Annotated in this window: 20 protein-coding genes and 1 tRNA gene; 14 read left to right on the top strand and 7 right to left on the bottom strand. The window is 67.0% G+C overall.

The genetic code is table 11. The features are described 5' to 3' along the window. Positions 1–73: 73 nt before the first annotated feature. The gene (locus tag G8O29_RS09355) at positions 74–871 is read left to right on the top strand and encodes an alpha/beta hydrolase (protein WP_166402978.1); all 798 of its coding nucleotides are present in this window, start codon (positions 74–76) and stop codon (positions 869–871) included. Positions 872–996: 125 nt separating this feature from the next. Then, the gene (locus tag G8O29_RS09350) at positions 997–1,746 is read left to right on the top strand and encodes an alpha/beta fold hydrolase (protein ID WP_166402977.1); all 750 of its coding nucleotides are present in this window, start codon (positions 997–999) and stop codon (positions 1,744–1,746) included. Positions 1,747–1,833: 87 nt separating this feature from the next. On the opposite strand, the gene phaZ is transcribed toward G8O29_RS09350, so the two are convergent. Next, positions 1,834–3,102 carry a polyhydroxyalkanoate depolymerase gene (gene phaZ, locus G8O29_RS09345; protein ID WP_166403176.1) on the bottom strand — a complete coding sequence of 423 codons (1,269 nt, stop codon included), beginning with the start codon at positions 3,100–3,102 and terminating at the stop codon, positions 1,834–1,836. Positions 3,103–3,198: 96 nt separating this feature from the next. Here phaZ and G8O29_RS09340 point away from each other — a divergent pair, with 96 nt between their 5' ends. The 4 genes from G8O29_RS09340 to G8O29_RS09325 all read left to right on the top strand — a co-directional run bounded on the left by G8O29_RS09340 (position 3,199) and on the right by G8O29_RS09325 (position 7,357). Next, positions 3,199–4,998 carry a PHA/PHB synthase family protein gene (locus G8O29_RS09340; protein WP_166402976.1) on the top strand — a complete coding sequence of 600 codons (1,800 nt, stop codon included), beginning with the start codon at positions 3,199–3,201 and terminating at the stop codon, positions 4,996–4,998. 157 nt (positions 4,999–5,155) lie between these two features. Then, positions 5,156–5,605, top strand: a complete 450-nt coding sequence (locus tag G8O29_RS09335; RefSeq protein WP_166402975.1) for a Phasin — start codon at positions 5,156–5,158, stop codon at positions 5,603–5,605. A gap of 249 nt (positions 5,606–5,854) precedes the next feature. Next, complete coding sequence (phaR, locus tag G8O29_RS09330) at positions 5,855–6,409, top strand: polyhydroxyalkanoate synthesis repressor PhaR (RefSeq protein WP_166402974.1); 555 nt, start codon at positions 5,855–5,857, stop codon at positions 6,407–6,409. Positions 6,410–6,412: 3 nt separating this feature from the next. Further along, complete coding sequence (locus tag G8O29_RS09325; protein ID WP_166402973.1) at positions 6,413–7,357, top strand: LysR family transcriptional regulator; 945 nt, start codon at positions 6,413–6,415, stop codon at positions 7,355–7,357. Between the two features lie 96 nt (positions 7,358–7,453). Here the strand turns inward: G8O29_RS09325 and G8O29_RS09320 are convergent, their stop codons facing one another. The 6 genes from G8O29_RS09320 to G8O29_RS09295 form a co-directional block, all read right to left on the bottom strand. Further along, the gene (locus G8O29_RS09320) at positions 7,454–8,641 is read right to left on the bottom strand and encodes a DegT/DnrJ/EryC1/StrS family aminotransferase (RefSeq protein ID WP_166403175.1); all 1,188 of its coding nucleotides are present in this window, start codon (positions 8,639–8,641) and stop codon (positions 7,454–7,456) included. A 93-nt stretch (positions 8,642–8,734) separates the two neighbouring features. Continuing rightward, positions 8,735–9,280, bottom strand: a complete 546-nt coding sequence (locus tag G8O29_RS09315) for a sarcosine oxidase subunit gamma (RefSeq protein WP_166402972.1) — start codon at positions 9,278–9,280, stop codon at positions 8,735–8,737. Continuing rightward, entirely contained in the window at positions 9,273–12,182 is a 2,910-nt protein-coding gene (locus tag G8O29_RS09310; RefSeq protein ID WP_166402971.1) for a sarcosine oxidase subunit alpha family protein, read from the bottom strand. Before G8O29_RS09310 ends, G8O29_RS09315 begins: the two co-directional genes overlap by 8 nt. Further along, positions 12,179–12,442, bottom strand: a complete 264-nt coding sequence (locus G8O29_RS09305; protein WP_166402970.1) for a sarcosine oxidase subunit delta — start codon at positions 12,440–12,442, stop codon at positions 12,179–12,181. Before G8O29_RS09305 ends, G8O29_RS09310 begins: the two co-directional genes overlap by 4 nt. Before the next feature lie 172 nt (positions 12,443–12,614). Continuing rightward, positions 12,615–13,865: a sarcosine oxidase subunit beta family protein gene (locus G8O29_RS09300; RefSeq protein WP_166402969.1), complete on the bottom strand. Its 1,251-nt coding sequence runs from the start codon at positions 13,863–13,865 to the stop codon at positions 12,615–12,617. Between the two features lie 113 nt (positions 13,866–13,978). After that, the gene (locus G8O29_RS09295; RefSeq protein WP_166402968.1) at positions 13,979–15,412 is read right to left on the bottom strand and encodes a Glu/Leu/Phe/Val family dehydrogenase; all 1,434 of its coding nucleotides are present in this window, start codon (positions 15,410–15,412) and stop codon (positions 13,979–13,981) included. 361 nt (positions 15,413–15,773) lie between these two features. Here G8O29_RS09295 and G8O29_RS09290 point away from each other — a divergent pair, with 361 nt between their 5' ends. From G8O29_RS09290 to G8O29_RS09255, 8 genes are all read left to right on the top strand, one after another. Continuing rightward, positions 15,774–17,789: a TadE/TadG family type IV pilus assembly protein gene (locus G8O29_RS09290; RefSeq protein WP_166402967.1), complete on the top strand. Its 2,016-nt coding sequence runs from the start codon at positions 15,774–15,776 to the stop codon at positions 17,787–17,789. Next, complete coding sequence (locus G8O29_RS09285; protein ID WP_166402966.1) at positions 17,786–18,328, top strand: TadE/TadG family type IV pilus assembly protein; 543 nt, start codon at positions 17,786–17,788, stop codon at positions 18,326–18,328. Before G8O29_RS09290 ends, G8O29_RS09285 begins: the two co-directional genes overlap by 4 nt. Positions 18,329–18,337: 9 nt before the next feature. Then, complete coding sequence (locus tag G8O29_RS09280; protein ID WP_166402965.1) at positions 18,338–18,946, top strand: TadE/TadG family type IV pilus assembly protein; 609 nt, start codon at positions 18,338–18,340, stop codon at positions 18,944–18,946. An 81-nt stretch (positions 18,947–19,027) separates the two neighbouring features. Further along, the gene (locus tag G8O29_RS09275; protein WP_166402964.1) at positions 19,028–19,279 is read left to right on the top strand and encodes a hypothetical protein; all 252 of its coding nucleotides are present in this window, start codon (positions 19,028–19,030) and stop codon (positions 19,277–19,279) included. Positions 19,280–19,343: 64 nt separating this feature from the next. Continuing rightward, positions 19,344–20,633: a homoserine dehydrogenase gene (locus G8O29_RS09270; RefSeq protein ID WP_166402963.1), complete on the top strand. Its 1,290-nt coding sequence runs from the start codon at positions 19,344–19,346 to the stop codon at positions 20,631–20,633. A gap of 73 nt (positions 20,634–20,706) precedes the next feature. Further along, positions 20,707–21,672 carry a class II fructose-bisphosphatase gene (glpX, locus tag G8O29_RS09265; RefSeq protein WP_166402962.1) on the top strand — a complete coding sequence of 322 codons (966 nt, stop codon included), beginning with the start codon at positions 20,707–20,709 and terminating at the stop codon, positions 21,670–21,672. A gap of 207 nt (positions 21,673–21,879) precedes the next feature. Next, on the top strand, positions 21,880–23,619 hold the full coding sequence (recJ, locus tag G8O29_RS09260; protein WP_166402961.1) for a single-stranded-DNA-specific exonuclease RecJ: 1,740 nt from the start codon (positions 21,880–21,882) through the stop codon (positions 23,617–23,619). 70 nt (positions 23,620–23,689) lie between these two features. After that, positions 23,690–23,764: transfer RNA gene (locus G8O29_RS09255), tRNA-Glu, on the top strand. Positions 23,765–23,766 lie beyond the last annotated feature (2 nt).

The raw sequence follows: 23,766 nt of genomic DNA, 5'->3' as shown, positions 1-23,766 counted from the left end.
GCCATGCGCGGTTCTTCGCCCGCGGGTTGCGACGACCCTGACGAAACGGCCGGACGATTGCTATCTTCACGGCATGACAACCTTCCTCACCACCCCGCAAGGCCGCCACATCGCCTATCACCAGACCCCCGGCAAAGGTCCGGGCGTGGTCTTTCTGGGCGGCTTCCGGTCGGACATGACCGGGTCCAAGGCCCAGGCCCTGCAATCCTGGGCCGAGGCGGCCGGCCGCGCCTTCCTGCGCTTCGACTACTCCGGCCACGGGGCATCGCACGGGGCCTTCGTCGATGGCGCGATCAGCGACTGGCGCGAAGACGCCGCCGCCGTGATCGAGGTGCTGACCGAAGGCCCGCAGATCCTGGTCGGCTCGTCGATGGGCGGCTGGATTGCGCTGCTTCTGGCGCGCGACATGCCGAACCGGGTCGCGGGCTTCGTCGGCATCGCCGCCGCTCCCGACTTCACCGAGCGGATGTGGGAGGCCGAATTCTCCCTCGCCGAACGCACCGCGCTTCTGGAAGAGGGTCTGTTCCTGCGCCCCTCCGCCTATTCCGACGACCCCTACCCGATCACGCTGCGCCTGATCGAGGACGGGCGGCAGAATCTGGTGATGAACGGCCCCTTGCACCTTCCTTTCCCGGTCCGCCTTCTGCAAGGCAGCGCAGATACCGACGTGCCACCGACCGTGGCGATCTCGCTCTTCCACCAGATCATCAGCCCCGATCTGCGGCTGACGCTGGTGAAGGATGCCGATCATCGCTTTTCCACACCTCCCTGCCTTGCGATGATCACCGAAGCGATCGAGGACGTGACCCGCGCCCGCGAGGCGCTGTCGTACGAGGACAGCCCCGGCTTGCAGGTTTCGAACATCCGCTGATGCGGGTTTTCCGCCGATCCGATTCAGGCTGACGAATTACTGCCTTGATTCCATGCACTTGTCGGATACCGTGCGACAAGGTCAGAACTGCTGCTTGCAGAAATCCTGCCCGGAAGGCCCGTGGCGTGAGCTCGCTTGTCCTTCGAGATCCGACGCCGCCCGAACCGCTGGTCCTGATCCCGGGGTTCATGGCGGATGCGCGCAGCTTCATGCCGCAGCTCGTGCGGCTGGGGGCGGATCGTCCGGTGGTCATCCTGTCGCCCGGCATAGGCGACACCGTCGAGAAGATCGCCGCCCGGATCGTGCCGCAGCTGCCGCCCAGCTTTGCGCTGGTCGCCCATGGCCTGGGCGGCAACATCGCCATCGAGATCCTGCGCAAACGTCCCGCGGCCGTGACCCGGGTGGCGCTGATCTCGACCGACCCGCTGCCCGACACGCCACAGGTCGCGGCTGAACGCGAGGCGCTGCTGGTCGCCGCCAAGACCGGGCACCTTCAGGCCTGCATGGCCCGGATGCTGCCCGCAACCGCCCTGCACGACGCTCCCTGGCGGGATGAGATCATGGCCCTGGTCGCGGACATGGCCGACAGCCTTGGGCTGATCCAGTTCCAGCGCCACCTGCGCGTGCTGCAACGCCGCCCCGACCAGCAGAAGACGCTGCGCAAGGTCCATGTGCCGACCATGATCATTGCCGGGGAAAGCGACACGCTGGTCCCCCGCCGCCGGGCCGAGTTTCTCGCGGCGATGATGCCGCAGGGCTGTCTGGAAATCGTCGCCGAGGCCGGCCACCTGCCCCAGCTGGAACAGCCCGAGGCGGTGACGAAGCTGCTTCACACCTTCCTGTCTGGCCGCTTGCCAACGCTGATGCTGAAGTGATCCCGCTTCGGCATGTCACGCGCAGGTCGGCCGGATCGCCCCGGCGAGGCCTGCACGCAGGGCGCGACGCGCCGCGCGCCCTGCGCGCTATTGCGCCGAGGCCAGCGCGATCTTCGCCTTGGGCTTGCCCGCCGCGCGGTCGATGAAGTTCAGCACCAGGGGCCGGATGTTCAACCGCCAGCTCTTCCCGGCGAAGATGCCGTAGTGCCCCGCGCCCGGTTCCAGATGATGGCCCTTCCGATCCTCGGACAGTCCGGTCAGCAGCTTCAGCGCGGCCACGCATTGGCCGGGAGCCGAGATGTCGTCATTGGCCCCCTCGACCGTCATCACCGAGACCCTGGTGATCGCGCCCAGATCCACCTTGCGACCTGCCACCACGAATTCGTTCCGCGCAATCTCGCGGTTCTTGAAGATGCGTTCCACCGTGGACAGGTAGAACTCGGCCGTCATGTCCATCACCGCCAGATATTCGTCATAGAACCGGTTATGCGCATCGTGGTCCGAGGCCTCGCCCCGTGCGACGCGGAAGATCTGCTCGGCAAAGGCCTTGCCATGGCGTTCGGCATTCATCGCCATGAAGCTTTGCAGTTGCAACAGCCCAGGATAGACCAGCCGCCCCGCGCCCTTGTATTTGAAGCCCACGCGCTGGATCGCGATGTGTTCCAGCTGCCCCATCGTCACCCGGCGGCCGAAATCCGTCACTTCCGTCGCGGCGGCATCGGGATCGACCGGCCCGCCGATCAGCACCAGCGACTTCGGCTGTGCAGCGGGGTCCTCGGCCGCCAGATAGGCCGTGGCGGCCAACGTCAGCGGCGCGGGCTGGCAGACGGCGATGACATGGGTGTCGGGGCCCAGCACCTTCATGAACTCGGCCAGGTACAGCGTGTAATCCTCGACATCGAACTTGCCCGCGCTGACCGGAATGTCGCGCGCATTGTGCCAGTCCGTCACATAAACGTCGGCATCGGGCAGAAGACTGGATACGGTGGATCGCAGCAGGGTCGCATAATGCCCCGACATCGGCGCGACCAGCAGGACCTTGCGCGCCATGGGCGAGCGGCGGCGGACGTGGAAATGGACCAGATCGCCGAAGGGCTTTTCCACCACCTTCACCACGTCCACCAGATGGTCCTGCCCATCCGGCCCCACGATCGACCGGATGCCCCAGTCGGGCTTGGCGACCATGCGGCTGAAGGTCCGTTCCGTCACCTCGCCCCAGGCCGCCATCAGCGGCAGCACCGGGTTCAGCGACAGGGCGAAGACCGGGTAACTGGCAAAGGCCCGGGCAGAGGCGCCCAGCCACTCATTCGTGTTGCGGGCGCTTTCCATCAGGTCGTAGGTGTACATATACTTCATCATGTCTCCTTGCCCCCGACGGGCGGATATTGCATGGCGGGGCGCGGGACGCACCGGTATGCTGCACAGCGGCGACGATAGGGGGGAATGGTTCACATGACAACAGAAGACAACACCCCCGAGACCAAAGCCGCATTGGAAAAGGCCGAACGGTTGCAGGCTAACCTCGCAAAGGTTGAGGAGTTGTCAAAGCGCCTCACCGCCGCGTTGACGCACCGCCGCATGGTCGATCCCGCGCTGCACGGCCCCGCGCCCGACGTCTACATGAAGGCCGCGGCCGCCTGGTTCGCCGAGATGGTCTCGAACCCCGCCAAGGTGGTCGAGCATCAGGTGAACTACTGGGGCAAGACGCTAAAACATTATGTCGAGGCGCAACAGACCCTGGCCCGCGGCGAATTCAAGGCCCCCCCCGATCCGAACCCCAGGGATCGCCGGTTCAGCAACCCCCTTTGGGAGACGCATCCCTTCTTCAACTACCTCAAGCAGCAGTACCAGCTGAACGCCGAGGCGATCAGCACGGCCGTCGGCGACATGGAGACGCTGGACCCCGCCGACCGCAAGCGGGTGGAGTATTTCACGAAACAGATCGTTGACATGTTCAGCCCGACGAACTTCCTGGGCACCAACCCCGAGGCGCTGGAAAAGGCGGTCGAGACGGACGGCGAATCGCTGGTGCAGGGGCTGGAGAACCTCGTTCGTGACATCGAATCGAACCAGGGCGATCTTCTGGTCACGCTGGCCGACCGCGAGGCCTTCCATGTCGGCCAGAACCTCGCCACCACGCCGGGCGAGGTGGTCTACCGCAACCGGTTGCTGGAGCTGATCCAGTATGCGCCCACGACCGAGACGGTCCACAAGACGCCCCTCCTGATCTTCCCGCCCTGGATCAACAAGTTCTACGTCATGGACCTCAAACCCGCGAATTCGCTCATCAAGTGGATCGTGGACCAGGGCTTCACCCTCTTCGTCGTCTCCTGGGTCAACCCTGATGCCTCTTACGCCGGGACCGGCATGGACGACTACATCCGCGACGGCTTCCTGCGCGCCATGGCCGAGGTCCGCCGCATCACCGGCGAGAAACAGATCAACGCCGTCGGCTACTGCATCGCCGGCACCACGCTTGGCCTGACCCTTGCGCATCTGCAAAAGGCCGGGGACACATCGGTCAGAACCGCCACCTTCTTCACCACCCTGACCGATTTCTCCGACCCGGGTGAGGTCGGCGTCTTCCTCAACGACGATTTCGTCGATGGCATCGAACGCCAGACCGCGCGCGACGGCATCCTGTCCAAATTCTTCATGTCGCGCACCTTCAGCTTCCTGCGCTCGAACGACCTGATCTACACCCCCGCCATCAAGTCCTACATGCTGGGCGAGGCGCCGCCCGCCTTCGACCTGCTCTACTGGAACGGCGACGGGACCAACCTGCCCGCGAAGATGGCCATCGAATACCTGCGCGGCCTCTGCCAGAACGACGGTTTCGCCAGGGGAGAGTTCCAGGTCTTCGGTCGCCCCGTCAGCCTGGCCGACGTGCAACTCCCCCTCTGCGCCATCGCCTGCGAGACCGACCACATCGCGCCGTGGAAAGCCTCGTTCAACGGCATCAGGCAGATGGGGTCGAAGGACAAGACCTTCATCCTGTCCGAATCCGGCCACATCGCCGGGATCATCAACCCGCCCGCCAAGGACAAATACGGCCATTACACCAACGACGCCCCCGTCGCGGGCGACCCCGAGGCATGGCTGAAATCCGCGACCTTCCACAAGGGCAGCTGGTGGCCCCGCTGGGCCGATTGGCTGGCCCGGCAGTCCGGCCCGATGATTCCCGCGCGGAAACCGGCTGATTCGCTGGCTCCCGCACCGGGGACATATGTGGTGGCCCAACCGGAGCTCTGACATTTCACCCGCTTTCCGCAGGGTTACCCGACTCGCCCTCCGGTTTTGCTGCATTGCAGAAAAAGACTTGAAATGCTGCGCCGCAGCATCTATATCTCTGTCATGAAGACGGGGTAGCATCCCCGAGAGAACCGCCCCTCAGATCGGAGATATGACAATGACCAAGACCCCGGATTTCACCAAAGTCATGCAGGACATGATGGCTGCGTTCCCGGTTGACGCCTCGGCGTTCCAGAACGCGTTCAAGACCCAGGCCGCCTTCGCCGAGAAGTTCTCGAAAGTGGCGATCGAAGCCGCCGAAAAGTCGACCGAGATCTCGGCCAAGTGGGCCAAGGACGCGCTGGCCAAGGTTGGCGAGATCGCCAAGGCCAAGGCTGAACCGGCCGACTACACCAAGTCGATCACCGACTTCGCTTCGGCCGCTGCCGAAATGGCTGCCGAGAGCATGGCCGCCTTCGCCGAAGTCGCGAAGAAGATGCAGATGGAAACCGTCGAGCTGATGCTGGCTGCGGGCAAGGACATGTCGGAAGACGCAACCGCCGCCGTCAAGAAGGCCACCGCGGAAGTGACCTCGGTCGCCAAGAAGGCCGCCGCGGCCGCGAAGTAATTCGCCAGGGTCCAGGTAACGAGTTCTGCGGTCCCCAGGACGCGGCAAAGGCCCGGAGGCAACTCCGGGCCGTTCTCATTCCTCCCGTTCCCTTCCTGCACGGCCGCCCGCCCGACGTGGCTGCCCGACGCGGCCGCCCCGACCGCGCAGTTGCAGCATGACCGGACGGGATCGCCGTGAAAGCTTTGCTTTTCGCTGCACCCGGCCTTAAGCTTCTCTGCAAGCGCAAAATCCCCGGGGGAGGGAACCATGGCCGATACCGACAAGCCGCTCCTGATCAAGCGTTATGCCAGCCGCCGGCTCTACAACACCGAAACCTCGGACTACGTCACGCTGGAAGACATCGCGGGCTTCATCCGCCAGGGGCGCGAAGTGCAGATCATCGACCTGAAGACCGGTGACGATCTGACCCGGCAATACCTGCTTCAGATCGTTGCCGAACATGAATCCAAGGGCGAAAGCGTCCTGCCCGTGAATGTTCTGACCGACCTCGTCCGCAGCTACGCCACCGGCATGCAGGCGGTGATGCCGCAGTTCCTGGCCTCCTCCTTCGAGATGCTGCGCGACAGCCAGGCCAAGATGATGGAAAACCTGTCGGCCTTCCCGAACCCGATGGCCGCGATGCCGGGCTACGACGCGCTGCGCAAGCAGCAGGAAGCCTTCCTGAAGACCATGATGGGCGGGATGCCCGGCTGGGGCGGCTCCGGTCCCGCCAGGGAGGAAGAGGCCCCGGACGCCTCGGACGACATCACCGAGATCAAGCGGCAACTGGCCGAGTTGCAGAAGAAACTGTCCAAGCTCTGACCCATGGCCGAGACGGAAGGCCGCGTCAGTCTCTGGGGGATCGAGGTCTTTGTGGCCGCGGCCGAGGAAGGCTCGATCTCGGCCGCCGCGCGGCGCCTTGGCGTCTCGCCCTCTGCGGTCAGCCAGCAACTGACCGCGCTTGAGACCTCGCTTGGGGCTTCGCTGCTCGACCGTGCCAGCCGACCCGTGCAGGTGACGCCGGCCGGCGCGATGTTCCGCCGCCACGCGCATGTGATCCTGAACGCCGCCTCCGAGGCGCGCGCCGAACTGGCGATGGCCGATCTGTCCGGCATGACCACCCTGCGCCTGGGCGTGATCGAGGACTTCGACAGCGACGTCACGCCCCGGCTCCTGTCCACGCTGGCGCGCGACCTGAAGGGCTGCCGGTTCCTGCTGGAAACCGGCGCCAGTCACCGGCTGGTGGACCAGCTGGAGGCCCGGGCGCTGGATATCGTCATCGCCGCCGACAGCGCCGACCAGGCCCCCGAGGACTGGCGCGAGGTGCACAGCATCCTTTCCGAACCCTTCGTGGCCGTCGCCCCGCCCGGCGCATCGATCGAGGACCTGCCGCTGATCCTCTACACCGCGCGGCACCTGATGGGCCGCCAGATCGCCGCCCATCTGGCCCGTCACGGGGTGAAACCGGCGCACCGCTTCGAACTGGACAGCTATGCCGCGATCCTGGCCATGGTTGCCGGCGGCGAAGGCTGGACCATCCTGACGCCCCTCGCGCTTCACCAGGCACGCGCCTTCCGTGCCCAGGTCGAGGTCCGCCCGCTGCGCCTGCCGGCGCTGTCCCGCACCCTGTCGCTCTCGGCCCGTGCCGGCATCCTGCACGAGGTTCCCGGCCAGATCGCCCAGCGCCTGAAACAGCTCATCGCCGAGGAGGTTGTCGCCCCCGCGCTGGCCGCCAACCCCTGGCTTGCGCCGGCGCTGCGCGTGCTCTGAGGCACCGCTCTTCACGCACTTCGTTTCGTTCATCGCCGGACCTGTCCACAGCGACGAGCGCCGCGCGGTGTCCGGACGCCCCTCACCCTCGGCCGATCAGCCCCTGATCTCTGCCGCGGCCTCGACGAGCGCCCGCGCGATGAAGTCAAGCTCGGCCTCCGTCAGCCGCACCGGCAGCCGCACGTCGCAGGCCCGCATCAGCATGGCGCGCGTCTGCGGCAGCTCCGGCACCTCGCCCAGAAACTGCCAGTTCCAGAAGGCCCGCGCATTGCCCTCGCTCAGCCCGAAGACCTGGACCGAGACCCCCCGCGCCTTCGCCGCCGTCTGGAAATCCTGCGCCTCACGGTCGGACCAGCCGCCTACCAGGTTGAACTGGATCGAATCCGGCGCCCGCTCTTCGGGGCCCAGGGCATCGGGCACCGCCAGATGCGGCGACAGGTTCAGCTGACCGGCCACCCGGTCGTGCCCGGCCCGACCCTTCGCCACCCGCTCGGCCACCAGCGGCAGTTGCGGCCGGATCACGGCGGCCGACAGGTTCTGCATGCGCAGATTGTAAAGCGGCAGCTTGTTCTGCCAGTGCGCGCAGGAATTGGTCAGGCCCGGATGCTTCTTCCAGTTGGTCTCGTAGGCGCCCGACATGATGATCGCACGTGCGGCAATCTCGGGATCGTCGGTGATCATGATCCCGCCTTCGCCCGCATTCACCAGCTTGTAGGACTGAAAGCTGAAACAGCCGACCTTGCCGATCGTCCCGATGTTGCGCCCGCCCCAGACCGTGCCCAGAGAATGCGCCGCGTCCTCGATCACCGGCACCCCTGCCGCGTCGCACAGCGCCATGATCGCATCCATGTCGCTGGTATGCCCCCGCATGTGCGAAATCATCACCGCCTGCGCCTGAGGCAGCTTGGCGGCGAAATCCGCCATGTCCACCCGGTAGTTCTCGCCCACCTCGACCAGCACCGGCACGCAGTCCGCATGCACCACGCTGGACGGCACGGCGGCAAAGGTGAAGGCCGGGATCAGCACCCTGGCGCCCCTCGGCAGGTCCAGCGCCTTCAGCGACAGGAACAGCGCCGCCGAGCAGGAGGACACCGCCAGCGCATAGCGCGCGCCCAGAAGGCCTGCGAACTCGGCCTCCAGCAGCGCGACCGGCGCATCCGAGGGCGCCGTGTAGCGGAACAGATCGCCCGAAATCAGCAGCCGGTCGATCTCGGCCCGCGCGGCCTCCGGTATCGGTTCGGCGTCATAGACGTTCGGAGCCAGGGTCTGACCATCGGGGGCCATCATGCACCTTTTCTTAATCTAGCCTTAAGGAAAGGTGTAAACTCCCGTCCCGTGACACGCCAGTGACAAAATTCCCGCCTCGCGCCTTTCCGCCTAGATTTTCGTTCCGGCGCGGGCCTGGACCATATGCATAGCGTTCTCGATCTCGTGCCAGGCGGTGCGGGCCATGGATCGGAAGACCAGGATTTCAAAGCCGTAGTCGCCCGTCCGCAGGATCACGGCATTCATGTGGTTCACCTGCGTTCGCAGCGCCGTGCCCACCGGACAGGCCGCCAGCCGCAGGTCCACCGGCACCAGCCGCGCCAGCACCTCGACCGCCGCGACACCCGACAGGGCCAGCACCGCCCAGCCGTCAGACTGGTCGGTCAGCGCCGCCCCCTCGATCGCGGGCGGTGCCACACCGATCAGGAAGGCCTGCTCTCGCCCGGTCCAGACGATCCGCGCCCCCTTCTTCTCGATAAAGCTGTTCGGGCCGGGCATGGCCAGCCCCAGCGTCCGCAAGCCCTTCGCCGCGGTTTTCGTTCCGCCGGGATACAGCGCGATGCTGGTGATCGGGCCGGGATCGACCTCGGCAAGCGTCACGCCGCCAAGGGCAAGGCTGCGCCCCTCCAGGGCGGATTTGGCGATCAGGTCAGGCACGCAGCTTCTCTCCCTCCGGGTCGTGGAACACGGGATCGCAGACCTCGCAGATCACGTCGAGCCCGCGCAGATGATCAACCAGCCGGATCTTCTCGCCATGCCGTGCGCGCCCGTCCTTCAGGAAGGCCAGCCCCAGCCAGGCCCCGACCGTGGGCGACCAGCAGACGCTTGTCACATAGCCCTGGTCCGTCTCGCGGTGCACCTCGGTCCCCGGCACGAACAGATGCGCCCCCGCGCTGATCGGCGCATGGGTCTTCAGGCCCACCAGCTGTTCGCGTTCCGGCCCCCACATCCCCGGCCGCGTCGCCGCCGCCTTGCCGATGCAGTCCTTCTTCGCGCTGACCATCTTCTCCATCCCGATGTCATGCGCCGTGACCCGGCCATGAATCTCGGCATGGGTGATGAAGCCCTTCTCGATCCGCAGGACGTTCAGCGCCTCCATGCCGTAGGGCCCGCCGCCCATCGTTTCGGCCCGTGCGACCAGATCGCGGAACAGCGCCTCGCCATAGCGGGTGGGCACCGCGATCTCATAGCCCTCCTCGCCGCTGAACGAGATGCGGAACAGCCGCCCGTCCACGCCGCCGATCCGCACAGGGGCCACCCCCATGAAGGGCAGCTCGACCGGGGTTTCCAGAAAGGACAGCACCAGTTCCCGCGCCTTCGGCCCCGCCACCGCGAACTGCGCCCAAGCTTCGGTGACGCTGATGAACCGCACCTGCCAGTCGGCGCAGAAGGCCTGATGCACGAAGTCCAGATGCCGCATCACCAGCCCCGCCGCGGCGGTGGTGGTGGTCATCAGGTAATGGTTTTCCCCCAGCCGCGCCGAGGTGCCGTCATCCAGCACATGCCCATCCTCGCGCAGCATCAGCCCATAGCGCACGCGCCCCACCGGCAGAGTGCTGAAGGTGTTGGTATAGACGAAGTCCAGGAACCGCCCCGCATCCCTGCCCTGAATGTCGATCTTCCCCAGGGTCGAGACATCGGCGATCCCGACCGTCTCGCGCACCATCCTGACCTCCCGGTCGCAAGCCTCGCGCCAGGTCGTCTCGCCGGGCTTCGGGAAGTAGCTGGGCCGATACCACAGCCCCGCCTCGATCATCGGCGCGCCCCGGTCGCGGCTGGCCTGATCGCTGGTGAGGAACCTTTGCGGCGCGAACCCTTCGGCCCGGCCCCCCGCCCCCATCGCGGCAATCGACACAGGCACATAAGGCGGCCGGAAGGTCGTGGTCCCTGTTTCCGGGATACCGCGCCCCGTCGCATCCGCCAAGACCGCCAGCGCCGCGACGTTGGAGTTCTTCCCCTGATCCGGCGCCATGCCTTGCGTGGTGTAGCGCTTCATGTGCTCGACCGACCGGAAGCCCTCCTGCGCGGCCAGCTTCACGTCCTTCGTCGTCACGTCATTGGCGAAATCCAGCCAGGCGCGCCCCGTCCCCTCGACCGCCCATAGGGCCTTGATCCGGTAAGGCATGTCCTCCGCCTCCGGCACCGCGACGGAAACCTTCCGCCCCAGCGCCTCGACCGCCTTCAACGCCGCCGCATGGCCGGTGACCAAAGCGCCGTGCGTCGAGAACGACCCGTTCGCCGCCCCCACCGCAACCAGACCCGGCACCGCGCCCTCCATCGGGACGAAGGCCGCCAGCTCCTCGCTCCACCGGGGCCGCCCGTTCATGTGGCAGGTCAGATGCAGCGTCGGGTTCCAGCCGCCCGACATCGCCAGACAGTCGGTCTCGATCTCGATGATCTCCGACCCCTTCCGCACCTGTATCCCAGACAGCCCCAGCCGACCCCGACTGCCCACAACCTCTGCCCCCACATGCACCGGGCAATCCTCGACCGACGAGGCATCGGGCCGCGGATCGACGATCGCCGCCACCGTCACCCCCGCCGCCATCAGGTCGCGCGCCACGCCCCGCGCCTGATCGGTGTTGGCGAACAGGGTCACGCGCCTGCCCGGCACCACGCCATAGCGGTTGAGGTAGGTCCGCACCGCCGAGGCCATCATGATCCCCGGCCGGTCGTTGTTTTCAAACGCCACCGGCCGCTCCAGCGCGCCACTGGCCAGCACCGCATGTTTCGCCACGATCCGCCAGAAACATTCCCTTGGCAGGTTCGGGCGGGCGGGCTTGTGCAGCCCCACCCGCTCCAGCGCGCCATAGGTGCCATGGTCATAGGCGCCCGTCACCGTCGTCCGCACCATGATCCGCACGTTCGGCAGCGCCTCCAGCTCCGCCACCACCTGCGCCACCCAGTCCCCCGCAGGCAGCCCGCCGATGGTCCCGCCGTCCGACAGAAGCCGCCCGCCCAGGGCATGGCTCTCCTCGCACAGGATCACATCCGCGCCCGCCCGCCCCGCCGTCAGCGCGGCCATCAGGCCCGCAGGCCCCGAGCCGATCACCAGCACGTCGCAGAAGGCAAAGGCCTTCTCATAAACCCCCTCGTCATGGCGGCCCGACAGGCTCCCCAGCCCCGCCGCCCGGCGGATCAGCGGCTCGTAAAGCCCCTCCCAGAAGGCGCGCGGCCACATGAAGGTCTTGTAATAGAACCCGGCCGACAGGAAAGGCGAAAGGTAATCGTTCACCGCCAGAAGGTCGAAGCGCAACGACCCCAGCCGGTTCTGCGACTGTGCCACCAGCCCTTCGAACACCTCCTGCACCGTCGCGCGCACGTTCGGCGTCTGATTCGACGGCCCCACGACCTCGACCAGCGCATTCGGCTCCTCCGACCCCGCCGTCAGCACGCCCCGAGGCCGGTGATACTTGAACGACCGCCCCACCAGCCGCACATCGTTCGCCAGCAGGGCCGAGGCCAGCGTGTCCCCCTTGTAGCCCGCATAATCCCTGCCATCGAAGCAGAAGCGGACCGGCTTCGTCCGGTCGATCAGCCCCTTGCCGTCAACCCTCATTTCGCCCTCTCCGCCACCAGCTCGACGCCGGAAATCTCATGCGTCACCGTGTTCCGCGTGACCACCAGCCACTGCGCACAGCCCGCCTCGTGATACCAGAGGTCCCGCACCACCCCCGCCACATTGTCCCGCAGGTGCAGATAGCTGTCCCACTCGGACAAGGGAGCACCCTCCGAGGGCCGGTGCAGATAATCCTCCGCACCGTAATAGTAGAACTCCCGCCGGTCCCGCTCACCGCACAAGGGACATGTCAGCCGCATGATCCGGCCCCCGCTTTCATCTGTCCGAAAATATCCCCGCCGGAGGCATCCGACAGCGCGCCCGGGCGCAGCGCCACAACTGGCGCACGCCGCAGATGCCAGGCGCCTCCCCTCCCCCGCGTGGGGAGGGGATGGGGGTGGGGGGCTGTCGTCAGATCACCCATCGCGCCCCTCAATGCAGATTGTGCTGCGACCCGGTGCCTTCTTCGTCCAGAAGATGCCCCGTCGCAAAGCGGTCCAGCCGGAACTTCCGTGCCACCTCGTGCGGCTCTCCGGTCGCCATCAGATGCGCCATGCACCAGCCCGAGGCCGGCACCGCCTTGAACCCGCCGTAGTTCCACCCGCAGTCAATGAAGAGCCCCTCGACATGCGTCCTGTCGATGATGGGCGACCCGTCCGGCGTCATGTCCATGATCCCGCCCCAGGACCGCAGCACCTTCGCCCGCCCGATCATCGGCATCAGGGTCATGCCCGCTTCCATCACATGCTCCACCATCGGCAGGTTCCCCCGCGCGGCGTAGCTGGCATAGAAATCCAGGTCCCCCCCGAACACGAGCCCCCCCTTGTCCGACTGGCTGATGTAGAAATGCCCCATGCCGAAACTGACCACATGGTTGATGACCGGCTTCAGCCCCTCGGTCACGAATGCCTGCAACACATGGCTTTCGATCGGCAAGCGCATCCCCGCCATCGCCGCGACCTGGCTCGACCGCCCCGCCACCACGATCCCGACGCGTCGAGCCCGGATCGCGCCGCGAGTCGTCTGGACGCCCCGGACCACCCCGCCCTCGATGTCGATCCCCGTCACCTCGCAGTTCTGGATCAGGTCCACTCCGCGCCGGTCCGCCCCCCGCGCATAGCCCCAGGCCACCGCGTCATGCCGCGCCGTCCCGCCGCGCGGATGCAGAAGCCCGCCATAGATCGGGAACCGCGTGTTGTCGAAGTCGAGATAGGGCAGATGCTCACGCACGCCTTCCCGGTCCAGCAGGATCGCGTCATCCCCCTGATTGATCATCGCATTCCCGCGCCGCACGAAGGCATCGCGCTGCCCGTCCGAATGGAACAGGTTGATAAGCCCGCGCTGCGAATGCATCACGTTGTAGTTCAGCTCCGCCTCCAGCCCCTCCCACAGCTTCAGACTGTGCGAGTAGAACTCGGAGTTCCCCGGCAGGAAGTAGTTGGCCCGCACGATGGTCGTGTTCCGCCCGATGTTGCCGGACCCGAGATAGCCCTTCTCCAGCACCGCGACATTGGTGATCCCGTGGTTCTTCGCCAGGTAATAGGCCGTCGCCAGCCCATGCCCGCCGCCCCCGATGATGACGACATCATACTCCGCCTTCGGCGCCGGATCGCGCCAGGCGGGGGTCCAGCCCCTGTTGCCGAACAGCCCCTCGGTGATGACCTTCAGGCCGGAATAGCGCATGGGTTAAGCCTCCTGTCCCGCGCATCAAACCGGGACAGGTCAGGTTATTCAAGAGACGGCGCGCAATTCCTGCTCTGCCTGCGACAATGGGTGTCGCAAGCGGCGCAGGCCGGTCACAACCCCTTCGACCGATAGGTCGCCGCCACCCGTCCGATGGACACGATATAGGCCGCCACCCGCAGGTCCTCGACATCCTGACGGCTGTGCCAGACCTCGCGCATCGCCTGGTAGGCCGTGCGCATCGTGTCGTCCAACCCCGACCGCACCAGCGCCAGCTCGTCCGATCCGGTGAGGAACTTCTCCTTGAAATCCGCCGCCAGCGTCCAGCCCAGACCCTTGTCGGCGCTCAGCCGCTCCAGCTCCTCGACCAGAAGACGGCTCCGCGCCTCCTCGGCCCGGCGCTGCATCCGGCCGAAGCGGATATGGGACAGGTTCTTGACCCATTCGAAGTAGGAAACCGTCACCCCCCCGGCATTGGCATACATGTCCGGGATGATGACGCAGCCCTTGCGGCGCAGGATCTCGTCCGCGCCAAAGGTGATCGGGCCGTTCGCCGCCTCGATGATGAGGGGCGCCTTGATCCGTTCGGCGTTCGACAGGTTGATGACCCCCTCCATCGCCGCCGGGATCAGGATGTCGCAAGGCTCCTCCAGCACCGCGGCGCCGTCGGGCACATGGGTCGCGTTGGGATAGCCCGCCAGCAGCCCGCCATTGCGGTTCATCCACTGGCGGATGTCCTCGATGTTCAGGCCCTTGTCGTCCAGAAGCGCCCCGTCGCGCTCGATCACCGCGATGACCCTGGCGCCGTCCTCCTCGGACAGGAACTTGGCCGCATGATAGCCCACGTTGCCAAGGCCCTGCACGATCACCCGCTTGCCCTCGATGCCGCCGGTCAGCCCGGCCTTGGCGATATCCTCCTTGTGCCGGAAGAACTCGCGCAGGGCATACTGAACCCCCCGCCCCGTCGCCTCGACCCGGCCCTGTATCCCCCCGGCATGCGGAGGTTTCCCCGTCACGCAGGCCTTGGCGTTGATGTCCGTGGTGTTCATCCGCGCATACTGGTCCGCGATCCATGCCATCTCGCGTTCGCCCGTGCCCATGTCGGGGGCGGGCACGTTCTGCGCGGGATGGATCAGGTCGCGCTTGATCAGCTCATAGGCAAAGCGGCGGGTGATCTGCTCCAGTTCGTGTTCGTCCCATTGGCGCGGATCGATGCACAATCCGCCCTTGGACCCGCCGAACGGGGTTTCCACCAGCGCGCATTTGTAGGTCATCAGCGCGGCCAGCGCCTCGACCTCGTCCTGATGCACCGACAGCGCATAGCGGATGCCGCCCTTCACCGGCTCCATGTGTTCGGAATGGACGGACCGATAGCCGGTGAAGGTCTCGATCTTGCCGCGCAGGCGCACCCCGAAGCGGACGGTGTAGGTCGAGTTGCAGACCCGGATCTTCTGCTCCAGCCCCGGGCTCAGGTCCATCAGCCTTGCCGCCCGGTTGAACATCAGATCCACGGATTCGCGGAAACTCGGCTCTTTTGTCTGCTGCATTCTGCCCCTCCCCAGACAGGCCGCGCGCACGGCGCAGGCCCGGCGAACCTACGCCCTGACGGCAGAGGTGGAAACCCCTTGGGCAAGGATCCGCCCATGGCCGGCCCCTGGCCGGTCCCGGCGGGTTCCGGCCGAGCTGCCCGCGAATCGGGCAGTCTGCAAACGCTTACGAAAGGGTAAACGGCCGGCAAAATTTCCACGCTGCCGCGCCAACTGCGGCCAGGCGCCGGGATTGTTTCCGGAATCTGGCGAACAAACCCCGGACTCTCCGGATTTGCCTTACTTCTGCCCGAAGTTGTGCCTAACTCGACGCCTGGGGTCCCGTCTGTTCCGGCGGGCAGATGTTGGTATGGATCGCGACATGTTTGACACAGCTGCCAAGCTTCCGATTTTCACACACTTCCGTCGCAAGGCATCGGAGTTCCGGTCCGACGAACGCGGCGCGATCGCCATCTTCGTGCTGATGATCTTCGTGATGATGCTGCTGGTCGGCGGCATCGCGGTCGATGTGATGCGCGCCGAGATGCGGCGTGTGACCTACCAGCAGACCTTCGACCGCGCCGTGCTTGCGGCGGCGAACATCTCGCTGCCGCCGGGCCAGAGCCCGGTCAGCGTCGGCCAGAGCTGGTACAATGTCGCCGGCCTCGGCGACGAGTTCACCGTCGATTACGGGACGCCGACCTTCACCGGCGTGGCGACAGCCAGTTCGCGCGAGGCGCGCGCCACCGGGACGGTCCGGTCCTACAACCATTTCATGCACATGCTGGACATCCCCTATTTCAACATGCCGGTCCGGTCGGCCGCGCAGCAGGGCGTGTCGAAGATCGAGGTCATCCTGGCGCTCGACATCACCGGCTCGATGGCGGAATCCTCGGGGAACACGACGAAGATCGCGGCGCTGCGCACGGCCGCAGCCAACTTCGTCGACATCATGAAGTTCAGCCGCGACGCGCAAGGCAACTACACGATCCCGAAGGATCCGAACAACCTGATCTCGATCGGGATGGTGCCCTATGCCTCGAACGTGAACATCCCCGTGGACCTGCGCAACCAGTTCACGGTGTCGCACCTGTCCTCGTGGGACGGGGTCGCCAACCAGGGCGTGCCCAATCACAACTGCTTCGAGATCAATCCCGCCACCTACAACCAGACCGCGCTGTCGCGGACAACGCCGATCCCGATGGCCGCCGTCGCCATCACCGCGGCCAGCGCACCCAGCGTCGGCACAATCACCCTTCCGGGGGCCAACAACACCAACGGCGCCAATGGCGGCGTGGTCAACCTCGGTCCGACCAACCCGACCGCCCCGACGCCGATCAACTACAGTTCCAGCGGGCTTATGTGCAACAACGGCGACAACCCCAAAACGCCAGCGAACGAAGCGCTGTCGAACCTGGTGGTGCTGCCGACGACGAACACCGCCCCGCTCAAGGCGCAGATCAGCGCCCTGAACCCGAAGGGCAACACCTCGATCGCGGTGGGCATGCGCTGGGCGACGGCCCTGATCGACGAATCGGCGCGGCCGATCTACAGCGCACTGCGCGGCAACGAGCCGGCGATGGCAGGTCGGCCGGCAAACAACAACGACAACGACACCCGCAAGATCATCGTGCTGATGACCGACGGCAACCACGTCGCCAGCCGTCACATCAAGGACGACTACAAGACAGGCGCCTCGCCGATCTGGCGCGGGACTGACGGGAACATGGCGATCGAGTTCAACGACAGCGGCGTCGGCATCAACGGCGGCACCCGTCCCGGCATCGCCCCCACGGCGACCCCGGCCAATTCCTGCTCGGGCTGGTCGCTGGCAAACACTGTCGTGAACGGCAAGGTCGTCAAGCGCAACTTCTTCGTGCCGCATCTGAAGGCCGCCTCGGTGCGTCGCCGGGTCAACGCATCCGAGACCGAAGGCAACGGCACCGGCACGCTGGTGACGGGCGGCTGCGATCCGCGCGCCTGGATCGCCCCGACCAACGGGGTTCCGGTATGGCCCGGCAGCGGCGTCGTGCGCCGCCTCGACTGGTCGGAAGTCTGGCGCTATGCCACCGTGGACTGGGTGATCGAGCAGCTCTACATGCGCTCGAACGTCTCCAGCGCGACCAGCTACACCACCGTGTACAATACCTTCGTCGCCAACTACCTGGTCAATGCGGCCAACATGGACAACCTGCTGAACATCAACTGCACCGCGGCAAAGAATGCCGGGATCGAGGTGTTCGGCATCGTGTTCGGCGATGATGTCTCGCTCGGGCCGATCCAGAACTGCTCTTCGCCGGGCACGGGCTACTTCTATCATGTGCTGAACCCTGCCGACCTCAACGCCGCCTTCGAACAGATCGCGGTGCTGATCTCGGAACTGAGGCTGACGCAATGACAGCTTTTCGTCGCTTCCTGAACGACGACTCCGGAACAGCGACGATCGAGTTCCTGTTCGTGTTCCCGGTCGTGTTCCTGATCTTCACCGCGTCGTTCGAAAGCAGCATGTACATGGCCCGCTACATCATGCTCGAGCGGGGCGTGGACGAGGTGATCCGTCAGGTCCGGCTCGGCAATGCGCGCAACCTGACGCATCAGCTGCTGAAGCAGCGGATCTGCGAAAGCGGGCTGATGGTCGGCTCGAAGGCCGACTGCATGAACCGGATGCGGATCTGGATGCAGCCGGTCAACACCGGCAATTTCGTGATGGCGGCACCGCCGGTCACCTGCGTCGATCAGGCCAGCCAGGTGAACACCGGCGAACCGCCGGCCAACGAATTCGCCTATGGCAACGACAATGACATCATGCTGCTCCGGATCTGCCTGAAGGAATGGCCGATGTTCCCGACCTCGGGTATCAGCGTGAAGATGCCGACCCAACCGGACGGATCGGTGGCAATGATCGTGACCTCCGTCTTCGTGAACGAGCCCGGGTGAGAGACCGACATGTGCAAGATCACGCGCCGTTTCCGGTCCTTTCTGCGCGACGAGGATGGTCTGATCCTCGCCGAAGGTCTCATCATGATACCGCTCATGATCTGGGCGCTGGTGGCGATGTTCATCTACTGGGACGTGTTCCGCACCATCAACGTCACCCAGAAGGCCGCCTATGGCGTGGCCGATCTGCTGTCGCGTCAGCGCAACGACATCCCGCTGACCTTCGCCAACGGCCTTCAGAACGTGATGAACTTCCTCACCCCGGGCGGCCATCCGGTCAAGATGCGCATCACCAGCCTGGAATGCATCTCACCCTCGGGTCAGGGCTGCACCGCGACTGCCGGCACCTACCGGCTGCTGTTCTCCTTCTCGCCCGGCAACAGGGTTCCGGCGCTGACCGAGCCGGCCATCCAGCAGTGGAAGGCCGTCCGCATCCCGATCCTGAACCATCTGGAAAGCGTCTTCGTTGTCGAGACCTCGGTAGAATTCAAGTCGCAGATGAAGACCGTGCTCGCCGGCCTCCTCGTCGGGGTCGAGGACGCCGAGTTCGGCCAGTTCATCGTGACCAAGCCGCGCCACCGTCGGCTGTGTCTCCAGGGCACCACGACCTGCAACTGACCCGGGAGCGGGGTCCGCAACTACGGCTTTCCACCGAAGGAATCCCCGGCTAACCTTGCCGGGGCTTTCACCGGGGTCATCATGCGCTCGCCTGTCCTTTGCCTTGCCGCGCTTGGCGCCTTCGCGGCCTGCACCCTCGTCGGCTGCGCCCCATTCCCCGAGCTTGACGCGCTGGCCCCCAGCGCAGAGCCGCCGCCGCAGCTGATGCCGATCGACGCGCTGCTTGACCAGGCCGGGCCGCCCGCGGCCGATCCCGGCCCGGCGCTTGCGGCCCGTGCCGCGCGGCTCAAGGCCCGCGCCCAGGCGATCCGGGCGGCCCCACCCGCCAGCTGACAGCGTTGCGCCCCGCCCGGCTTCCGGCTAACAGACGACAGCGCCAACTGCCGAAGGTTTCCCGATGTCCGCCGCCCCCCTGCGTCTTGGCCTTGCCGGTCTTGGAACCGTCGGCATCGGCGTGGTGAAGATCGTCCAGGCCCATGCCGACCTCATCGCCGCCCGCGCCGGTCGGCCGGTGACGATCGCCGCCGTCTCGGCCCGCGACCGCACGAAGAACCGCGATGCCGATCTGTCCGGTTATGCCTGGGAGACCGACCCCGTGGCGCTTGCCCGCCGCCCTGACATCGACGTCTTCGTCGAGGTGATGGGCGGCCATGAAGGCGCCGCGAAGTCCGCGACCGAGGCCGCGCTTGCCGCAGGCAAGCACGTCGTCACCGCCAACAAGGCGCTGCTTGCCCATCACGGCCAGGCGCTGGCCGAACAGGCCGAGGCCGCGAACCTCGCCCTGCGCTTCGAGGCCGCCGTCGCCGGGGGCATCCCCGTCATCAAGGCCCTGACCGAAGGTCTTGCCGGCAACCGCATCAAGCGGGTGATGGGCGTGATGAACGGCTCGTGCAACTACATCCTCACCCGGATGCAGGCCGAGAACCTGCCCTACGAGACGGTGTTCGAGGAAGCCCGCCAACTTGGCTACCTTGAAGCCGACCCCAACCTCGACGTCGGCGGCATCGACGCGGGTCATAAGCTTTCGCTGCTGGCCTCCATCGCCTTCGGCACCCGCGTCGCCTTCGATGCCGTGGAACTGGAAGGCATCGGCAATGTCTCGATCGACGACATCCGCCTGGCTCAGGACATGGGCTATCGGATCAAGCTTCTGGGCGTCGCGCAGATGACCGGCCGGGGCCTCGAACAGCGGATGACCCCCTGCCTGGTTCCGGCCGACAGTCCGCTCGGGCAGTTGCAGGGCGGGACCAACATGGTCGTCCTCGAAGGCGACTCGGTCGGCCAGATCGTCCTGCGCGGCCCCGGTGCGGGCATGGGCCCCACCGCCAGCGCCGTCATGGCCGACGTCATCGACATCGCCCGGGGTTGCCGCCTGCCCACCTTCGGCATCCCGGCCAGCCAGCTTGCCGCCGCCCAACCCGCCCGCGCCGCGACCCCTGCGCCCTATTACCTGCGCATGACGCTCCTCGACAAGCCCGGCGCGCTGGCCAGGATCGCCACCTGCCTGGGCGATGCCGGCGTCTCGATCGACCAGATGCGCCAGTACGGCCACCAGGGCGCAAATGCCCCCGTCCTGATCGTCACCCACAAGGCCGCCCCCGACGATGTGGCCCACGCGATGACCCGCTTTGCCGCGACCGGGGTCCTCGTCGGCGAACCCGTCGCGATCCGCATCGAGGAAGTCTGATACCGTTAGCGCCACCACGCTTGCCGCGCCGCAAGCCCCCGGCTACACGGGAAAAAACCGCGCGGGGGACCAGATGTCCGAGAAATTGCAGTTCCAGGATCGGCTCCTGTCGCTCGGCCTCGGCCGCGTGTCGGAAGCCGCCGCCCTCGCCTCGGCCCGCTTCATCGGCCGCGGCGACGAAAAGGCCGCCGACCAGGCCGCCGTCAACGCGATGCGCGACCAGCTGAACCTGCTGGACATCAAGGGCGTCGTTGTCATCGGCGAAGGCGAACGCGACGAGGCCCCGATGCTCTATATCGGCGAAGAGGTCGGCACCGGCCAGGGGCCGGAGGTGGACATCGCGCTTGATCCGCTGGAAGGCACCACGCTGACCGCCAAGGACATGCCGAACGCGCTGACCGTCATCGCCATGGCCCCGCGCGGCACGCTCCTGCACGCCCCCGATGTCTACATGGACAAGCTCGCCATCGGCCCCGGCCTGAAGCCCGGCACGGTCACGCTCGCGCAAAGCCCGTCCGAGCGCGTCTCGGCGCTGGCCGCCGCAAAGGGGTGTTCCACCGAGGACATCACCGTCTGCATCCTCGACCGCCCCCGGCACGAGGATCTGATCGCCGAGGTCCGCTCCACCGGCGCCGCGATCCGGCTCATCACCGACGGCGATGTCGCGGGCGTGATGCATTGCGCCGAGCCCGACATCACCGGCATCGACATGTACATGGGCTCGGGCGGCGCACCGGAAGGCGTGCTCGCCGCCGCGGCGCTGAAATGCATGGGCGGCCAGTTCTACGGCAAGCTTCTGTTCCGCAACGAGGATGAACGCGCCCGCGCGCGGAAGGCCGGGATCACCAACTTCGATCGCGTCTACACCCGCGACGACCTGGTGCGCGCCGACGTGATCTTTGCCGCGACCGGGGTGACGAACGGCTCGCTTCTCGCCGGCATCAAGCGCGATCCCGGCTGGGTGACGCTGGAGACGATCCTGATGCGCTCCAAATCCGGCTCGATCCGCCGGATGACCTACAAGACGCCGGTGAAGTGACCGCGCCAGACGGGGCACCCGCTCACCCTGCGCCTCCCCTCCCCCTCCGTGCAAAGGGGATGGGGGTGGGGGCGGGCGGCCAGATCCTTAACGGCAAGTGAAGGCCCACGCCCAACCCCTTGATTCCAAACACCCGGAAACACGCGCCGCGCGCGGCACCCCGCTCCCCCCTTGCCAGCCCGCCCCCTTTGCGGCACCCCTGTCCGCATGACCGCCTTCCTCTCCGTCAAGACCTCCCTCACCGGCCGCCGCTGGATCGGCCCCGACCCGGTGCAGGACCGGCTGGCCGAGGGGATGGCCCAGCAGACCCGCCTGCCCCTTCCCCTCTGCCGCATCCTTGCCGCCCGCGGCGTGGCGCCCGAGGATGCCGCGGCCTTCCTCGCCCCCGCGCTGCGCGACCTGATGCCCGACCCCCTGACCCTGAAGGACATGGCGACGGCCGCCGACCGCCTGCTCCGGGCCGTGGCCCGCCGGGAAAGGATCGCCATCTTCGCCGACTACGACGTGGACGGCGGCGCCTCTGCCGCCCTCCTCCTCACCTGGCTCCGCCATTTCGGGCTACAAGCCACCCTCTACATCCCCGACCGCATCGACGAAGGCTACGGGCCCAACGTCCCCGCCATGGCCCGGCTTGCCGCTGCCCACGACCTGATCCTCTGCGTCGATTGCGGCACCCTCTCGCACGAACCCGTCGCGGCGGCCAAGGGCGCGGATGTGGTGATCCTCGACCATCACCTCGCGCTGGAAACCCTGCCCGCCGCCCTGGCCATCGTGAACCCCAACCGCCAGGACGAGGACGGCGCGCTTTCTCATCTCTGCGCCGCCGGGGTGGTGTTCCTCCTTCTCGTCGAGGCGAACCGGCGCCTGAAACGGCAGGACCGGCCGACCCCCGATCTGATGGCCCTGCTCGACCTCGTGGCGCTGGCGACCGTCGCCGACGTGGCCCCGCTGACCGGCCTCAACCGCGCCTTCGTCCGGCAGGGGCTGAAGATCATGGCCCGCCGCGAACGCCCCGGACTGCGGGCGCTGGCCGATGTCGCGCGGATGGACCAGCCCCCCACCCCCTATGCCCTGGGCTTCCTGCTTGGCCCCCGGGTCAACGCGGGCGGGCGTATCGGCCAGGCCGACCTTGGCGCGCGGCTGCTGGCTACCGACAACGAGATGGAGGCCTCCGCCCTTGCCGCCCGTCTCGACCAGCTGAACACCGACCGGCGCGAGATCACCGAGGCCGTCCGCGCCGAGGCCATGGCCCAGGCCGAGGCGCGCGGCCTGGACGCCCCCCTGGTCTGGGCGGCGGCCGAGGGCTGGCACCCCGGTGTCGTCGGCATCGTGGCCGCCCGGCTGAAAGAGGCCGCGAACCGCCCCGCCGTGGTGATCGGCTTCGAGGGCGACGAGGGGAAAGGCTCGGCCCGCTCGGTCCCCGGCGTCGATCTGGGGGCCGCGATCCAGCGGCTGGCGGCGGAAGGGATGATCGTCAAGGGCGGCGGGCACAAGATGGCCGCGGGCCTGTCGCTGACCCGGGCGCAGCTTGCGCCGGCCATGGCCCGGCTGTCCGACCTTCTGGCCCGGCAGGGCGCCGGTGCCGGCGGCCCGCGCGACCTGCGGATCGACAGTCTGTTGACGACCGGCGCCGCCACCGTCGCGCTGGTGGAAGAGATCGAGAACGCCGGCCCCTTCGGCGCCGCAGCCCCGGCTCCGCGCTTTGCCTTTGCCGATGTGCAGGTCAGCGCCCGCCGGATCGGCGACAGCCATCTGAAGCTGACGGTCAGCGACGGCAGCGGCGCGGGGCTGGACGCCATGGCCTTCGGCGCCTTCGACGGCCCGCTCGGCCCGGCCCTGGAAAACCCCGGCCACCGGCGCTTTCACCTGGCCGGCAAGCTGGAACTGAACCACTGGAACGGCCGCACCCGCGTCCAGCTGCGGCTCGACGACGCGGCGCCGGCCTGAGGCGGAACCCCCGCAAGATTCCGCTTGCAGAAGCCCCGCGCCCGAATTAGACACCGCCCACCGACAGCGCGGCCCGTTCGTCTATCGGTTAGGACACCAGGTTTTCAACCTGGGAAGAGGGGTTCGACTCCCCTACGGGCTGCCACT

The organism is Rhodobacter calidifons (assembly GCF_011174775.1).
In the GTDB taxonomy this organism is placed as follows: domain Bacteria; phylum Pseudomonadota; class Alphaproteobacteria; order Rhodobacterales; family Rhodobacteraceae; genus Tabrizicola; species Tabrizicola calidifons.
Note: the sequence above shows the minus strand (reverse complement) of the source record. Positions and strands in the feature narration are given on the sequence as shown.

Coding starts and splice junctions, on each gene's coding strand:
- G8O29_RS09325 (WP_166402973.1), top strand. CDS start 6,413: ATGGCCGAGACGGAAGGCCGCGTCAGTCTCTGGGGGATCGAGGTCTTT.
- G8O29_RS09335 (WP_166402975.1), top strand. CDS start 5,156: ATGACCAAGACCCCGGATTTCACCAAAGTCATGCAGGACATGATGGCT.
- G8O29_RS09310 (WP_166402971.1), bottom strand. CDS start 12,182: ATGAGGGTTGACGGCAAGGGGCTGATCGACCGGACGAAGCCGGTCCGC.
- G8O29_RS09270 (WP_166402963.1), top strand. CDS start 19,344: ATGTCCGCCGCCCCCCTGCGTCTTGGCCTTGCCGGTCTTGGAACCGTC.
- phaR (WP_166402974.1), top strand. CDS start 5,855: ATGGCCGATACCGACAAGCCGCTCCTGATCAAGCGTTATGCCAGCCGC.
- G8O29_RS09300 (WP_166402969.1), bottom strand. CDS start 13,865: ATGCGCTATTCCGGCCTGAAGGTCATCACCGAGGGGCTGTTCGGCAAC.
- G8O29_RS09340 (WP_166402976.1), top strand. CDS start 3,199: ATGACAACAGAAGACAACACCCCCGAGACCAAAGCCGCATTGGAAAAG.
- recJ (WP_166402961.1), top strand. CDS start 21,880: ATGACCGCCTTCCTCTCCGTCAAGACCTCCCTCACCGGCCGCCGCTGG.
- G8O29_RS09280 (WP_166402965.1), top strand. CDS start 18,338: ATGTGCAAGATCACGCGCCGTTTCCGGTCCTTTCTGCGCGACGAGGAT.
- G8O29_RS09305 (WP_166402970.1), bottom strand. CDS start 12,442: ATGCGGCTGACATGTCCCTTGTGCGGTGAGCGGGACCGGCGGGAGTTC.
- phaZ (WP_166403176.1), bottom strand. CDS start 3,102: ATGAAGTATATGTACACCTACGACCTGATGGAAAGCGCCCGCAACACG.
- G8O29_RS09355 (WP_166402978.1), top strand. CDS start 74: ATGACAACCTTCCTCACCACCCCGCAAGGCCGCCACATCGCCTATCAC.
- G8O29_RS09275 (WP_166402964.1), top strand. CDS start 19,028: ATGCGCTCGCCTGTCCTTTGCCTTGCCGCGCTTGGCGCCTTCGCGGCC.
- G8O29_RS09290 (WP_166402967.1), top strand. CDS start 15,774: ATGTTTGACACAGCTGCCAAGCTTCCGATTTTCACACACTTCCGTCGC.
- G8O29_RS09320 (WP_166403175.1), bottom strand. CDS start 8,641: ATGGCCCCCGATGGTCAGACCCTGGCTCCGAACGTCTATGACGCCGAA.
- glpX (WP_166402962.1), top strand. CDS start 20,707: ATGTCCGAGAAATTGCAGTTCCAGGATCGGCTCCTGTCGCTCGGCCTC.
- G8O29_RS09295 (WP_166402968.1), bottom strand. CDS start 15,412: ATGCAGCAGACAAAAGAGCCGAGTTTCCGCGAATCCGTGGATCTGATG.
- G8O29_RS09285 (WP_166402966.1), top strand. CDS start 17,786: ATGACAGCTTTTCGTCGCTTCCTGAACGACGACTCCGGAACAGCGACG.